11 protein-coding genes are annotated in these 14,420 nt (G+C 62.0%); 4 read left to right on the forward strand and 7 right to left on the reverse strand.

What is annotated here, in order from left to right:
• Window positions 1-134: 134 nt before the first annotated feature.
• From BJ960_RS01255 to BJ960_RS01265, 3 genes are all read left to right on the forward strand, one after another.
• Window positions 135-1,601 carry a glycosyltransferase family 2 protein gene (locus tag BJ960_RS01255; protein ID WP_185985934.1) on the forward strand — a complete coding sequence of 489 codons (1,467 nt, stop codon included), beginning with the start codon at window positions 135-137 and terminating at the stop codon, window positions 1,599-1,601.
• 339 nt (window positions 1,602-1,940) lie between these two features.
• Window positions 1,941-3,146, forward strand: a complete 1,206-nt coding sequence (locus tag BJ960_RS01260; protein WP_185985935.1) for a CDP-glycerol glycerophosphotransferase family protein — start codon at window positions 1,941-1,943, stop codon at window positions 3,144-3,146.
• A 373-nt stretch (window positions 3,147-3,519) separates the two neighbouring features.
• Window positions 3,520-5,190 carry a DUF6270 domain-containing protein gene (locus BJ960_RS01265; RefSeq protein WP_185985936.1) on the forward strand — a complete coding sequence of 557 codons (1,671 nt, stop codon included), beginning with the start codon at window positions 3,520-3,522 and terminating at the stop codon, window positions 5,188-5,190.
• A 143-nt stretch (window positions 5,191-5,333) separates the two neighbouring features.
• On the opposite strand, the gene BJ960_RS17105 is transcribed toward BJ960_RS01265, so the two are convergent.
• Genes BJ960_RS17105 through BJ960_RS01300 form a run of 7 tightly spaced genes read right to left on the reverse strand, consistent with a single transcriptional unit; the run spans window position 5,334 to window position 12,762 of the window.
• Window positions 5,334-6,356 (reverse strand): CDP-glycerol glycerophosphotransferase family protein, encoded by a 1,023-nt coding sequence (locus BJ960_RS17105; protein WP_185985937.1) that lies wholly within the window; start codon window positions 6,354-6,356, stop codon window positions 5,334-5,336.
• Window positions 6,357-6,362: 6 nt separating this feature from the next.
• Entirely contained in the window at window positions 6,363-7,082 is a 720-nt protein-coding gene (locus tag BJ960_RS01275; protein ID WP_185985938.1) for an ABC transporter ATP-binding protein, read from the reverse strand.
• Window positions 7,083-7,095: 13 nt separating this feature from the next.
• The gene (locus BJ960_RS01280) at window positions 7,096-8,028 is read right to left on the reverse strand and encodes an ABC transporter permease (protein WP_185985939.1); all 933 of its coding nucleotides are present in this window, start codon (window positions 8,026-8,028) and stop codon (window positions 7,096-7,098) included.
• Window positions 8,029-9,381 (reverse strand): UDP-glucose dehydrogenase family protein, encoded by a 1,353-nt coding sequence (locus tag BJ960_RS01285; RefSeq protein ID WP_237463729.1) that lies wholly within the window; start codon window positions 9,379-9,381, stop codon window positions 8,029-8,031. It lies immediately after the preceding gene.
• Window positions 9,378-10,436 carry a glycosyltransferase family protein gene (locus BJ960_RS01290; RefSeq protein ID WP_185985940.1) on the reverse strand — a complete coding sequence of 353 codons (1,059 nt, stop codon included), beginning with the start codon at window positions 10,434-10,436 and terminating at the stop codon, window positions 9,378-9,380. The genes BJ960_RS01285 and BJ960_RS01290 overlap by 4 nt, the downstream gene beginning before the upstream one ends.
• Window positions 10,433-11,434 (reverse strand): glycosyltransferase, encoded by a 1,002-nt coding sequence (locus BJ960_RS01295; RefSeq protein WP_185985941.1) that lies wholly within the window; start codon window positions 11,432-11,434, stop codon window positions 10,433-10,435. Before BJ960_RS01295 ends, BJ960_RS01290 begins: the two co-directional genes overlap by 4 nt.
• Window positions 11,434-12,762: a sugar transferase gene (locus tag BJ960_RS01300; protein ID WP_185985942.1), complete on the reverse strand. Its 1,329-nt coding sequence runs from the start codon at window positions 12,760-12,762 to the stop codon at window positions 11,434-11,436. The genes BJ960_RS01295 and BJ960_RS01300 overlap by 1 nt, the downstream gene beginning before the upstream one ends.
• Window positions 12,763-13,094: 332 nt before the next feature.
• On the opposite strand from BJ960_RS01300, the gene BJ960_RS01305 reads away from it, so the two are divergent.
• Entirely contained in the window at window positions 13,095-14,375 is a 1,281-nt protein-coding gene (locus tag BJ960_RS01305; RefSeq protein ID WP_185985943.1) for a hypothetical protein, read from the forward strand.
• Window positions 14,376-14,420 lie beyond the last annotated feature (45 nt).

Raw genomic sequence — 14,420 nt, forward strand, 5'->3', positions numbered from 1 at the left:
AGTGGCTGTTCCGCCTTCAATTGCCGGTGAATGTGAATGGCATCTTGAAGCCATACGTCAGGAAGGTGGCTCCGCTTTCCGGCGTTTCATCTGGCCCCAGGAGCCCGCTCGCGCTAAGTGCTAGCCTAAAGCATATGCATAGATTCGACAGCATGGCTGGCTTGCCGACGGCTCTACTTCAGGCGGCTGGCAATAGATGTCTCACCGTAGTGATCACCATGTTTAATGTTGAACGCTATCTCGAGGACCTTCTGGAGAGCCTTGATCGTCAAGCTGACATCCGTGCAGGGTACATTCCAATTGTGCTGGTGGATGACGGATCGACGGACCGGACGATCTCAATTGCCAGATCCTGGGAACAGCGAACTAAGTTCCCAGTAACCATCCTTGAACAAGAGAACTCTGGCCCGGGAGCGGCGCGGAACGCTGGTTTGGATGTTTGCGAAACTCCTTGGGTCACATTTGTAGACGGGGACGACGTTCTGTCGGATTGTTATCTGTCGGAGATTCTCGATGAGGTGGAAAGTGCTCGTCAATCGCCAGAGCTCTTGGTCACAAACATCATTCGTTTCCTCGAGGGGTCCAGGGAACTGAAGAACGACCACCCACTCAGGTACAAGTTCCGTGATGGAACTCGGACCGTTCGTCTGGAACACGCACCACACTTTTTCCAGCTTTCATCCTCTACTGCCGTTTTCCGGATGGAGCCCATACGTGCCAGCGGGCTGAGGTTCGACGTTGAACTCATGGTATTTGAAGACGCTAAGTTTATTGGAGAGTATCTTCTTCTCTTTTCGTCTCCTTCTGTTCGAGTGCTTCATCGGGCGCAGTATCTCTACCGGAGACGGGGCGACGCCTCCTCGCTTGTTCCTTCGGCCGAGCGGTCAACGGCGAGATACTTGGACGTGCCTGAGCGCGCCTACTTGCCTCTTATCGAGATTTCCAAAGCAGGATTGGGAAGGGTTCCTGCTTGGCTGCAGGCAATGATTGTCTATGACTTGTACTGGACTGCAAAGCTCGATATAGGCATGGATGGACCGGCCAGGACCCAATCTCCAACTGTCAGAAAGAAGTTCTTAGAACTCCTCCGACAGGTATTGACGGATATTTCTGTCGAGCAGATCGAATTCGCCCGCGCACAGTACTTGCCATCCAACATCAGGAGTTTCTTCCTTGCGCTGAAGGGAGAGCTGGACGTTCCCTCCACGGTGCTCATCGATAGGTTGGACCCATCCCGAAGCCTTTTGCGCGCGAGATACTCGTACCCTGTTGGGCAGGAGCCTGGAGAGGAGTTCACCTGGGGAGGGGAACTCATCGAGCCCACATTTGGAAAAAGAAGAGCAGTGTGTTTCTTTGATGAGATGGTCTATATGGAACGCATTGTTTGGCTGCCGGCTGCGAGGGAAATCTCGGCTCGGATCAACGGTGATCGAGTCACATTTGTCAGAGGCGAACTCCAAGAACCCCTCCCGGTGATGCACGAGTGGGTGAGCTGGAGCTACTTCGTCCCAAAGTGGGAACGGCCATCGGTGGTCGAAGGAAATCATGACGTCGGTCCAAATTTGCTGTCGGACAGAAAGGTCTCCCTGCGTTATCCATAACGGAAGCTCGCCAAACACGGGCCAACAAACTAGATACAGCTATCGGGGAAGCAAGGCATGGAAAAGCAATTGGGGAACGACAAAAACTTGAAGTCTGGGAGCGAAGCCTTCTACCTGCGGCTACGGAATCGAGTGCCCAAAGAGACTCGAATGCGTTTGCCGAGACCATTGATTCAAATTGCAAAACGTTTGTTCCGGGTATCTGAGACGCTGGACCACACTGAGTATGGGGGTGGAGGTGTTCGGCGGGCCGGGTTTGTGCGAACTGCGACAGCGAAAGTGACCCGTGGGTTGGGCTCAAATCCGCGAGGTGATGCCTATCGCCACCGTTGGCTGCTGATGGACCGGGAGACAGGCGCCAACGACAACGCCGAGCACCTCTACCGATACGCTATGCAGCATTGCGAGGATGTCGAGCTTTGGTTTGTTTTGAGCCCACAATCGTCTGATTGGGAGAGGCTGAAAAATGAAGGATTTCGTCTTGTAGCTCCCCGAAGTGATGAACACAGGGTACTCCTGGAAAATACGGACCTGATCGCTAGTTCCCACGCCGATCACACTGTTATTAGTCAGTGGGGGTCAAAATACTACAGGGAACGCCGCTGGAGATTCGTGTTCCTACAGCACGGAGTTACCAAAGACGACCTGTCTCGGTGGCTCAACGGGAAATTCATTGATCTTATGGTCACGAGCTCAACAGCTGAATACGAGTCAATTGTGGGCGATGATACGGGGTACGACCTGACGGGGCGGGAAGTAGTACTCACCGGGTTCCCGAGGCACGACAGGCTGATGCGCTTGGGGAATGGTCGGCCCGATAAGACGATTCTGCTTATTGCGCCGACTTGGCGTCGAGAGGTAATTATTCCGCTTCGAGAGGGAACTGGGGCATTGGGGGAGACCAGCTACTGGCAGCACTGGGACCAACTTCTTCGCTCCGAAGCCGTTCGGCTTTATCTTGAGAGCGACGAGTTTGAGGTTGTCTTCCTGCCTCACCCCGACGTGGCGCCCTTCATAAGTTCGATCGCTGAGTATGAACAACTCGGGATTCGAGTAGCAAGTTATGAAGAGGATGTGCAGGAGCTGCTTGCCAACACAGTTCTCGGGCTAACCGACTATTCCTCTCTTGTGTTTGACCTCGCAGTGCTCGGCACTCCGACTCTGTACTTTCAGTTCGATCGGGACCAGTTCTTCAATGGAAATCATGTTTACGACCCCGGATACTTTGACTACGAGAGGGACGGGTTTGGCCCCGTTGCGGTAGGGCTGCTTGAGGCCGAGCATGCGTTGGCTAGCTTCTACCGCGGGGATACCTCGTTAATGAAAGCTGGAACTGAACGAGCACTTGCGAGTACGCCCTGGAGGGATGGGATGAACTGTTCTCGAACGGTCGCTGCGATTCGTGAAGCTTTGGCAGTGTCGCCAGTTCGACTAATCAATACGAGCCACCCTTCGCTTGAAATTGAATCGCGCGGTCTGTATGAGATTGATTCCGGAGGTAGTGGCTCGAAAGCGCTGGACGCCGCTGCACAGGTAGAAGGCTAGGCCCTCATCGAGCTGGCTGGAGCTGGGTAGTGCTATAGCCGTGGGCAGATCCAGCCCGCGATCTCTGGGCTCTACGTGCTGACGCCGACGGTCGAGCGGGCGTGACAAATACGGAATTGATATCTGCCGATCCTGCATAGTCCAGAACCTGAAAGGCAATGGAATGCAACTGGTGGGTCTGATGTCTCCGAGCGAGCGTGTGGCATAGAAGCCGGGGCGTGTCCTTAGCTAGACTAGAGATAGAAAGTTAATGCAAAATACATAGCTAAATATTTGCAGGGGAACCCTGAGTCTAGTTCGCCGTGTCGCGAATGGCCTCGTTAGATGCGCTTTGGTGTGGGAGTGCTCCTCTGCGCAATCTGGAGAAAAGATCATGAAAACGCCGTCGTCTCGGATGCTTCTGACGCGCATTGATCGGGTTTCGCTAGTCGGTGGGGTTCTGGACTTTGAAGGTTACGCCGTCTTTGAAGGCGTGGCTGTCACTGGCTATGGGCAGATAAAAACATCTATAGTTTTTCACTCCATTGAAACGCAAGTGGAGACTGCGCTCGGGGGCTTTCCGAACGAGGCCTTAAATGGTTTGATGCCAAGTCACGATCACGAAGTGGACTATTCATTCGGTGGTATCACGTCTAGCGGCAGATTTGGGATACCGCTTTTCTCGCTACCAGTTGGTCGGTATCAAGTCTTGGTGAAAGCCGAGCAAGGAGGCTTTGAGGCTCGCGTCGACACTCTTGCCGTTCCCGACCACGAAGAATGGGTCCTTGAAGGGACGCGTCACTATTGCACGCGAGCAGTCGGCGGGAAGTGGGAGATTTTAGTTTTATCAGCGGTGGGCCGCCCGGCCTCCGATGCATACCATGAGCTAGCCGAAATCTCACTGGAGGGCGGCATCCTCTACCTTGAAGGGTATTTCGCTCCCCGCGGAAGAGAGATTTCCTCGTACGAATCGATCGAATTCACATTGTCCGTGGCTCCAGTTTCCGCGACAGGTCCGAACTTAAACATCTCAGCGACAATTCCGCTTGCCATTGGCAGCCGCGAGGACGTCTCAACTAGGAGCGGGGAGCCCTGGCGCAACCAGAGCAAGGGCTACTATGCCACCCCTGCCTACGAGGGGATCGAGCTGCCGACACTGGCCACTGGCGAATATCAGTTGCTTGTGACCGCGCGAATTGGTGATGATCTGCAGACGGTTGTGCTGACGCCGGTATTGAAGGTCGAGGGCACCTACTCCGGCCAAGCTGGTAAGCCCTCAATCGGGGTTATAGGTTCTTGTCTAATTCGTGACAATTTTAGATCGGACCTCGCTCCGGGGTGGCGTGATTTTTACTCTGTTCATGGAACACACTTTCAGATGTCCCTCGTTAGCTTGATGTCCCCAGCTGTAGCCACTTCAGAACATCAGTTTTACGACCTCCATGCACACTCAGCAGAGTGCACGCGGCGTGATTTCACAAAGGAATACCTGGAAGAGATCGCGCAGGGCAAACCTGACATACTGTTGATTGATGCTCGGGCGGATGCTAGACATGGTGTTATTCGGTGTGGTGCTAGCTGGGTGACGAACCACTTACTAATGCTTCGCAAGAGCGAGTATTATTCCTCGATCCGGGCGAATCACTCTATCCACATGCTCGATGATCCTCTCGAGTATTCCGCAGCTTTCCGCCAGGCTTGCGAATTGCTGCGTAGCTTCCTAGCCCGCCGTTCCCCGAAGACTCGAGTAATCTGGGTGAGCGCAAAGGGCGTTGGCCAGTACCGTGGTTTGAGTGGTGCCGGTAGATTCGTGGGCTCAAAGAACCCTGAGATCCTAAATCGCGTCTGGGCAGAGTTAGACAGTATCGCCGTTTCGGTGTTTGGCTGCGATCTAATCGATGCGATGCGCCCAAGCCTTTTCGCTTCGAGCGACTACCCGTTTGGCACAGGGCCAATTCACTACGAAAAGTTCTATTATTCAGTTTTTCGAGAGCGCTTGTTGGCAGCCCTTGACTATGAACAAAGCTGCCAGCTGGTTGTACTCCCGCCTGTGGTAGCTGCTTGAAGCTCTGTGCTAACGGAGCTCTCTTGGGTGGCGCTCGTCTGGTGTGATCTCTGGGGAAACCTGCCTCTAGCTACACGGTCTTCAAGAGTTTGGGCTTGACGCAAAGTGCGCTGAAGGTCTATCGAGAGGTCGAGCGGCGGCTCTCAACCCCGTAAGCCGCGATAGCTGCCTTCGAACGCAGCATAGTCGGGCCGAAAGAGCAGGTACTCAAGTCCAACGTGCTCGCGTTCGAGGTAGATGCTTGAGTAATCGGTGACGACTTGGGCGGCCACGCCGAAGAGTTCGTACGAAGTTATTTCCAGTGTACGTAATGACGAGCTATCGAAGACTTGGGGGCCAAAGCTGGAATAGGAATCGGCATCTTGCGGATGAACTTTCACGACGAGTGCCGCTCCAGTGGTCGACATCAACTCGAATAACTTCGCTGAAACTGTTGAGTGTATGATGCCGAGAGGCACCCCGCTCACCCGCACCTCGCGCCCGCGCCGAGTCACCCGATACGTCGGGGCCCAAACCACGAGAGGCTTCGTCGGGTCGAGCCCAAGCTTCTCAAGTATCGACGTGTCGCCCACGGACCGCCGCATGATCTCGAGGCGCGGCATGTACTCGATGACCTCGGTGTCGGGCGGCAGCTTGTACTCCTTGAGCTGCTGTTCGACCCACTGCGGCGTGATCGAGGCGAGCACGTTTGTCGGTGCGCGAAAAGTTGTGTCTGGTTTGGGGCCGCTGCCGTGCGTGAGATGGACGTGGCGCCGCTTCCTTGAGAAGTCGCGCCCGGGCAGCAGCACGTGCGTGGAGTACGTTTCGCGGCTGCGGCGGTACTCGCCGAGCAGCGCCCGGTAGCTGAGCTCACGGTATTCCAGCTGCGGCGGCACCTCGAGTTCAAGCCGCCGTGCTGCCATGCCAACGGCAATACGCGAGATCTCAGGCGACGGGGTAACGAGTACGATGCGGTCGAACTCCCCACTGTCGCCGAGGAACACTGCCTGCGCCGTCGCGTTCTCTTCGTCAGCGTTCAGCGTGACGATCGCCGCGTGACGGGGGCGCGGCCGAGTCGTGGAGAGCGTGGCCGTCGTAATGAGCGAGCGAACCTCGCGAACAGCACGGCCCCAGCCCCGCGAGACGAGGTGCCCCCGGCGCAGTCGTGCAAGCAAAGTCTCGGCCACGACCGGTTACTTCTTCTTAGGGGCGATGAGTTTGAGTGCCTCGTCGAGCGAGCCGTCGTGGATCATGCGGCCACGCTCGAGCACAATGCCTCGGTCACAGAGCTGCTTGAGCTGACCGGCGCTGTGACTCACGATGAACATCGTCTTGCCCTGCGCCTTGAGCTCCTTGAGTTTCAAGTCGCACTTGGCGCGGAACTCCGCGTCGCCTACCGAGAGTACCTCGTCCACGAGCAGCACGTCGAGCTCCGTGTGAATGGCGACAGAGAAGCCCAGCCGTGCGTACATGCCCGAGGAGTAACGCTTCACCTCGGTATCGATGAAACCGGCGAGCTCCGAGAACTCGACGATCTGGTCGAAGCGCTCGTCGGTCTCCTTCTTCGTCATGCCCAGGATCGATGCGTTCATGTAGATGTTCTCGCGCCCGGTGAGCTCGGGGTGGAAGCCAGCCCCGACCTCGAGCAGGCCCGCGATGCGCCCCCGCACACGGATCCACCCGTCGCTCGGGCGGAGTACGCCCGACAGCAGCTTCAGCGTCGTCGACTTGCCTGAGCCGTTCTTGCCCATGAGCGCGACGGCTTCGCCCGGCCGCACCTCGAAGCTCAGCCCATTGACGGCGGTGAACTCCTCGGCGATCGTGCGGCTCTGCACAGCGTCCATCACCGTTCGTTTGAGCGAGCGCGCGTGACGCAACTTGAACCGCTTCGAGACGTCCTCGAAGACGATCATCGGGTCTTGGTCGTCAGAGATTCTGGGCAAAATCACCCTCCAGTTTGCGGAACACGACCTGGCCGAGCAGCAGCGTGCCGAGGGCGATGCCCACGCCACCGATCGTGTTGGTGAGCGCGAAGTCAGGGATCTGCGGCTCGGAGACAATTGGCGCCCAGAACACCTCGTGGAAGAGCTCGACCGCAACAGTCACGGGGTTCACCATGTAGACCTGATAAACCCACGCGGGAACGACGTTGCGCAGCATCTCGTGCGAGTAGATCACGGGCGACATCCACACGGCGAACATGAGAAACACGTCGATGATGTTCTTCGCGTCGCGGTACGCGACGTTCAGGGCGCCGAACAGCAGCCCGAGGCCGAGCGTGAAGGCGAGCAGGATCGCAAGGGCAACGATGACCTTGACGATCGCAAGCCAGGAGAACGCGAAATTGCCGTACATCATGCTGACAGCCAGCAGCACGACGAGCTGCGGGAGGAAGTGGATGAACGCCGAGCCGACAGAGGAAACCGGGAAGAGCTCGCGCGGCAGGTAGATCTTCTTGATGAGCGCCGCGTTGCCCGTAATCGAGTTTGTCGCTGCCCTCGTCGCCTCGGAGTAGAAGTTGATGAGCACGATTCCGGAGAGCAGGTACAGCGGGAAAAGCTCGAGGCCGCGCGTGAGGCCGAGCACGACGCCCATGATGAAGAAGTACATGAAGAACTGCATCGCGGGCTTCACGTACGACCAGCCCCAGCCCATCACCGAGCCGTAGTAGCGCGTGGAGGTGCCCTTTTTGAGCAGCATCGCCAGTAGATGCGGGTAGCGGAATGTGTCGAGCAGCCAGCGGCTGTCGCCCGGTGCCCGATAGCGCGCGTCGTCGAGCGGCGAGAGCTTCGGGCGCGAAGCAGCGCGCCGCTCACCGCCCTGCACCACGCGCACGGGCTGGGTGTCGTCAAGCGTCATTCAGCGTCTCCCAATTCCACGGTACTTCCATCCGGCGGCTGACCATGCTTCCCGGTCAAGGCAGTTGCGCCCGTCAAACACTGTGCGACTCGCGACGAGCGTTGCCGCGCGGGCGGGGTCGAGCTGTCGGTACTCGGCCCACTCGGTAGCGAGGATGAGGCAGTCCGCGTCGCGGAGCGCGTCGTCGAGGCTCGCCTCAAGGCCCAGCTCAGGATACCGGCCGGCCACGTTCGGCAGCGCTGCCGGGTCGGTCAGGGTCAATATTGAACCAAGTCTGTGCAGCTCGCGGGCGATATCGATCGCGGGTGAGTCACGAATGTCGTCAGACTCTGGCTTGAACGCGGCGCCGAGCACGGTGACGCGGCGGCCTACGACGCTGCCGCCGAAGTGCTCAGCGACAGCCTCAACAATGCGCGCGCGCTGCCCGAGGTTGATCTCGTCGACCTGGGCGAGCAGCGCCGCCGGGGCAGCAGCGCCGAGCTCGGTCGCGCGGGCCGCGAACGCACGGATGTCCTTCGGCAGGCAGCCACCCCCGAAGCCGATGCCGGCGCGAAGGTAGTGCGGGCCGATCCGCTCGTCGTGACCGAGCGCCTCGGCGAGACCAACAACGTCGGCGCCGGCCCGCTCGGCGACATCGGCCATCGCGTTCATGAACGAGATGCGGGTGGCAAGGTACGCGTTCGCGGCACCCTTGACGAGCTCTGCGGTTGGGAGATCAGTCACGACGAGGGGCGTTCCGAGCTCGAGCATCGTGGCGTATGCCTGACGGAGTATGTCGAGGGTGCCAGAAGACTCAGCGGATGCGGGCCGCCCGCTCCCCTCAGCTGCAGACACCCCGATGACGATGCGGTCGGGCGAGAGGCTGTCGGCGATCGCGCGCCCCTCACGAAGAAACTCGGGGTTCCACACGAGCGTCGCGCCCGCGCCCTCAACGAGGCCCGAGAGCCGCGCTGCCGTGCCGACGGGAACCGTCGATTTGCCGGCAACGACCGACCCAGGCTTGAGATGGGGGATGAGTGCCTCGGTCGCGCTGAACAGCGCGCGAAGGTCTGCCGCATCGCTGCCCACGGACTGGGGCGTGCCAACGCACACGAAGTGCAGGTCAGCAGTGGCCGCCGCCCCGATGTCCGTCGAGAACCGCAGCCGGCCTGACGCGAGACCCGCGGCGAGCCGCTCGGGCAGGCTCGGTTCAAAGAAGGGTGCCTCGCCTGAAGCGAGCTGCGCGATGCGCTCGCCAGAAACGTCGATGCCGACGACGTCGTGCCCGAGCGCGGCCATCGCTACCGCGTGCACGGTGCCGAGGTAGCCGCAGCCGATCACCGAGATCCTCAGCGGCGTCGTGGGGCCGCTCATGATGCGCCTCCGTCCGGCAACGTCGCGGCACCGGGCGCCGCGACCTCGGCAGCGGCGCCGAACACATCGGCCCCGACCGGCCCGGCCGCCCCAAGCGCCTTCCGCACCGCCTGAAGTCCCGCCAGCTGCTCCCGCGCGCGGCCCGCCCGCACCGCGCCCATCGCGGCGACGAGATCCTCCCGCCGCGCTGCGAGCTCGCGCACACCGGCCGCGATCTGATCGGCCTCGGGCGCCGTGTAAAGCGCGCTGTCGCCGTAGAAGCCGCGCAGCTCGGGGAAGTCGCTCGTGAGTTGCGGGACGCCGGCGCCAAACGCCTCGTACCCGGCCCGCTGCATCGTGTGCGCGCGGGTTGTGAGCGCGACGACGCCGAGTGCGCCCCGAACGAGCGCGGCGTACTCCGCCTCGCTCACGAATCCGGTGAACGTGACGTTCGGGGGAGCGGCAGAAACGACGTGCGCGGGCGCCTTGCCCGTCAGCTTCCACTCTGTCTCGGGCGTGAGCGCCGCCGCGGTGAGGATCGCGGCCACCGGCTCGTCATTCGCGTAGCTCAGCGGGCACAGCACATAGGCGCCGGGGTGCGCAACCGCCGCAACGGCAGAAGCCCCAGCCGCCGCCGCAACAACCGCGGGCCCCTTAATCACGTCGTGCAGCACGATCGCGGGCACCCCGGCCCGCTCGCACACCTGCCGCAGGTGCGATCCGGTGACGATCGCGGTGCCGCCGATCCTGCGCATGAACCACAGCGATGGGCGTAGCGCCCACGCCCACTTCGGGTCGAGGAAGAAGCCCGTGTGGAGATCGAAGACGAGGCGCTCGGGGTGCCTCCTCCCGCCGACAAGCGCGAGCAGCGCGGGCGCGGGCGGCAGCATGAGCGCGGCGCTCGGGGGCCGCTCTTCGCGCAGGATCCTGCGGGTCGCCCGCACCTGCCTGACGTACCTGCCGAGTAGCCCGAGCCGCGAGGGCAGATAGATGTAACGCGGCTCGAGGCCGAGCGCCGGAGCGAGGTCGGCGGTGCGGCCGTTCTGCCTCGTCCAACTGATGAAGACGCCGGTCACCCGATTGCCCCCGCGAGCTGCGTGCGGTGCGCCGCGGCGGCGAGCAGGTGCTCGCGCGAGAGCTCCTCGACCGCGTGCGGGTCCCCGACCCTTGAGTCCCTGAGTAGCTGCCAGATCTGCAGCTGGTGGTCGTCGACGTGTTCCCCGTGCTGCTTGCGGCGCGGCACGACGACGGGGGAGATGCCCTCGCCGAGCAGTTGCAAGATCGTGCCGACGCCCGAGTGCGTGATCACGACGTCGGCGGCGCGCGCCTCGGCGAGGAGGTCGGCGGTGTCCATGAGCGCGTGCGTATCCCCGGGGAGGCCCGTGCGGGCCGTCTCGCCGAGCTGCCACGTGATGGTGTCGTTCTCGCCGGTGATCTCGAGGACCCTGTCGACGAGCCTGTCGAACCGGTAGGGGCGGATCGTGCCGAGCGTGACGAGGATGCGGAGCGGCCGATCCTCGTGCGGCGCCTCGATCGCGGGCTCCCGCGTGAACCCGCGCATCACCGAGTCCGTCTGCGGCCAGGCCTTCGACGCCCACGCCGCGTGCTGCGTGTAGGTCTCCGCGAGCCGCAGGCCCCGCACGAGCCGCCCGGTGAGCGAGGGCCCATTCGTGCGCGAGACGCTCTCGATGTAGCGGCGAGGGATCCCGTGGGCCTTTGCCCAGAGGAACGCCGACGCGGCGAGTGCGGCCCCCGTTGAGACGACGCCGTCAAAGGACGCCGGATCGAGCGAGTCTGCGAGCACGCGGCGGGCCCGCAGCGTGCCGGCGACGTCGCGGGGCGCGATGTAGTCGACCCAGATGACACGCTCGCCCGCGAGCATGCTGCGGCTCTGCGGTGAGTCGAACGTGACCCACGTAGCCTCAGCGCCGACGCCGGCGGCCCGAGCGAAGGTACTGAGCTGCGTGAGGTGGCCGCCGGTTGAGGCGGCGAGCAGCAGGCGCGGGGCGTCGACGTTGGCGCCTGGAGCGGTGCCGCCGAAGCCGCCGAGTGGGGAGAGAAGTCGCTGTGTCATCAGTACGCACCATCGCCCTTCGCGACCGCCCGGATCGTCCGCCAGAGGATGAGCAGGTCACCGACCAGCGACCAGTTCTCAACGTAGTAGAGGTCGAGACGCACGCTCTCGTCCCAATCGAGGTTTGAACGGCCGCTCACCTGCCAGAGCCCGCTCACGCCGGGGCGCACGAACATGCGCCGGTGCATCCATTCCTCATATCCATCGGCCTCCTGCGGCAGCGGCGGGCGCGGGCCAACGAGCGACATGTCGCCCCTCAGCACGTTGAATAGCTGGGGCAGCTCGTCGAGGCTGTGGCGCCTGATGAACTTGCCGAACTTCGTCACCCGCGGGTCGTCGCGCATCTTGAAAAGCACGCCGTTACCGTCACTCTGGTCAAGGAGTCCGACGAGCTGATGCTCGGCATCGATATGCATGGAGCGGAACTTGTACATTGTGAATGGCCTGCCGCGCAGGCCGAGGCGCTGTTGCGGAAACAACACTGGCCCGGGGCTGTCGACGCGGATGAGTATCAGGATGAGAATGAGGATCGGGCTCGTGATGATGATCCCGATGATCGCTCCGGCGATATCGAGTGCACGCTTCGCGAGGTAGCGCCAGCCCTGGAACTGCGGTGATTCGACGTGAATGAGGGGCAGGCCGGCGACGGGGCGGGTGTGGATGCGCGGACCCGCGACGTCCATAAGCGCTGTCGCGACGATGAGTCGTACGCCCATCGGTTCGAGCTCCCAGCCGAGCCGCTTGAGCCGGCGCGGCGTGAGCGCGTCGGCACTTGTGACGATGAGCGTGTCGGTCTGGAACCGCTCGATCGTGCCGAGCAAATTCTTGTAGGTATCGACGACGGTCACCCCGGGGAGCAGGTCGGACGCCTCCGCGTCGGTCGTGACAACGCCGACGATATCGAAGCCAGCGAGGGTGTTCGACCGGAGCAGCCGTGCGACGTCGCTCGACTTGCGTCGCTCTCCGACGAGCAGGGTGCGGTAGGAGTTCCGCTTGCGCCTGCGCTGCTGGTGGAGCCGCTTGCGCCAGGCCCAGCGGCCGAGGAGTAGAAGCACGATACCTGAACCGCCGGCGACGAGGAGAAAGGAGCGCTGCGGTGCGAAGTCGACGAGGTATAAGCAGAGCGTGAGAAGCCCGAGCGTCGAGAGGCTCGCGGTGAGTACGCTGTTGTACTCCTCTGGCCCAGTGCCGAAGACGGCGGGTCTACGAGAATCGTGCACCCCGAGGGCAAGGATCCAGACCAGCCAGTAGGCGAGGGTGATCGCAGCGCTGCCGAGTGCATAGGCCTCTCCTGTGAAGGGGGCGCCGACGGGGTTGCGGTGGAACATGTGCGATGCAACTACCGCGCCAGTTGCAACTGCGACGGTGACTACCGCGGCGTCAGTCCACACGAGCTTGCGTGAATATCGGAGCTCCCATGAGGGCACCGTTGAGCGGAAACGGGTGCTCGCGGTCGCGCTCAACGATTAACTCCCCCCGCTGAATTACGGGAGGCCCCCAGCCTGCAACCGTCATCGTCCGGTAATAGATGATTCATAATCATATCGAGGGCATGTCGGTATAGTAAAGTTGCTTTTCTCTTTGCCTACGCACTGGCGCTCGGGGGAAAGCTAATTCATATTCTCATCTGGAGGTGAGGGAACTGGCGCTTCGACGCAGCATGCGCGCTCATGCAAGTGATGGCGAAATCGCCGAATCGCCGCGGGTTGTCGCCCGCCGCCGCCGGATGACGTCGAAGGCGCTCACGACCTCCCTCGCTGTCGTGGCGGTGCTGCTCACTACCGGCGGGATCGCCGCGCCACAGGTGCTCTATGCGCGGGAGGCAGCGAACTTCCACGAGCTCGCCGAGCAGGTGAACGCGGAGGCGGAGAATCTCACGCAGCTCGAAATGCAGGCGGGCTCCGAGGAGCTGCTGCTTGAGCTGCGGTCCGCCGAGGTGCACGGACTTCCCGCGAAGCTTACCGCGTTAGTTAAGGGTGAGAGCGGCCCCCTGAGCCCCGAGTTCAAACGCTCGATGACGGAGGCGTCGGCTGCGCTTACCGCCGCCATCGCCGTCGACGCAGTGCCGAAGGAGCACTCGGGGGCCGCGAAGAAGGCCCTCAAGGCCCGCGAAGCCGAGGAGCCTGACCCACAGAACTGGTTCGACGTCGACTCCGAGCTGCTCGCGTTCTACGCGGACATCACCCCCGAGGGCGTCGAACGCGTCGATACGTCCGGGACAGTGACGCTCGAGCGCGTCCAGCAGACGAAACGGCTGCACGCCGAGAACCAGAAGCTCGCCGAGCAGTACGCGGCGACCGTCGACGAGGTCTCGAGTGACAACGCGGCGCTGAAAGGCGCGCTGACTGAGATCCAGGAACTCGCAACTGCTGAGGCGCAACGCGTGGCGAAGCAGATCACCGACGAACTCGCTGCCCGCGACGCTGAGGCTGAGGCTGCGGGGATCGACCCTGAAGTCGAAAAGCTTGAGGAAACGAAGCAGCTGCTCGCGGATGCGACCGAGCTGCAGGCGCGTGCGCAGGCTGCCTTCTTCGTGCTCGACGCTGATGGCAAGGTGACCGGGCTCCCTGACGGGGCGCAGGCGCCCGAGGGCACCATGCGGATTCCTGGCGGACCGGTCGTGCAGCTGCGCTACATCATGCCAAAGCTCCAGAAGGTTATCGGCTCCTATGAGGCCGAGCGGAAGGCCGTCGAGGAGGCTGCAACGGAAGCCGCCCAGGCTGAGGCGACGCAGCCGGAAGACCCGGCGATGCCCGAGCCCGAGACCCCCGCCGAGCCCGGCACGAGTAACCCGCAGCCGCAGCCAGGCACGGGCGGCCAGCCCAGCCCGCCCGTGACTTCGCCGCCCGTCACCGAAACGCCAGATCCGGGCGCCGGTGGAGGCGATACCGGCGGCGGAGATGCTGGCGGAGGCGACAACGCCGACCCGGCCGGCGCCTAGGTTCACCCCTCTCGCACAGCGATCTCGGAGTTCGATCGCCCCAGT

This window comes from Leucobacter aridicollis (assembly GCF_013409595.1).
Lineage (GTDB): Bacteria > Actinomycetota > Actinomycetes > Actinomycetales > Microbacteriaceae > Leucobacter > Leucobacter aridicollis.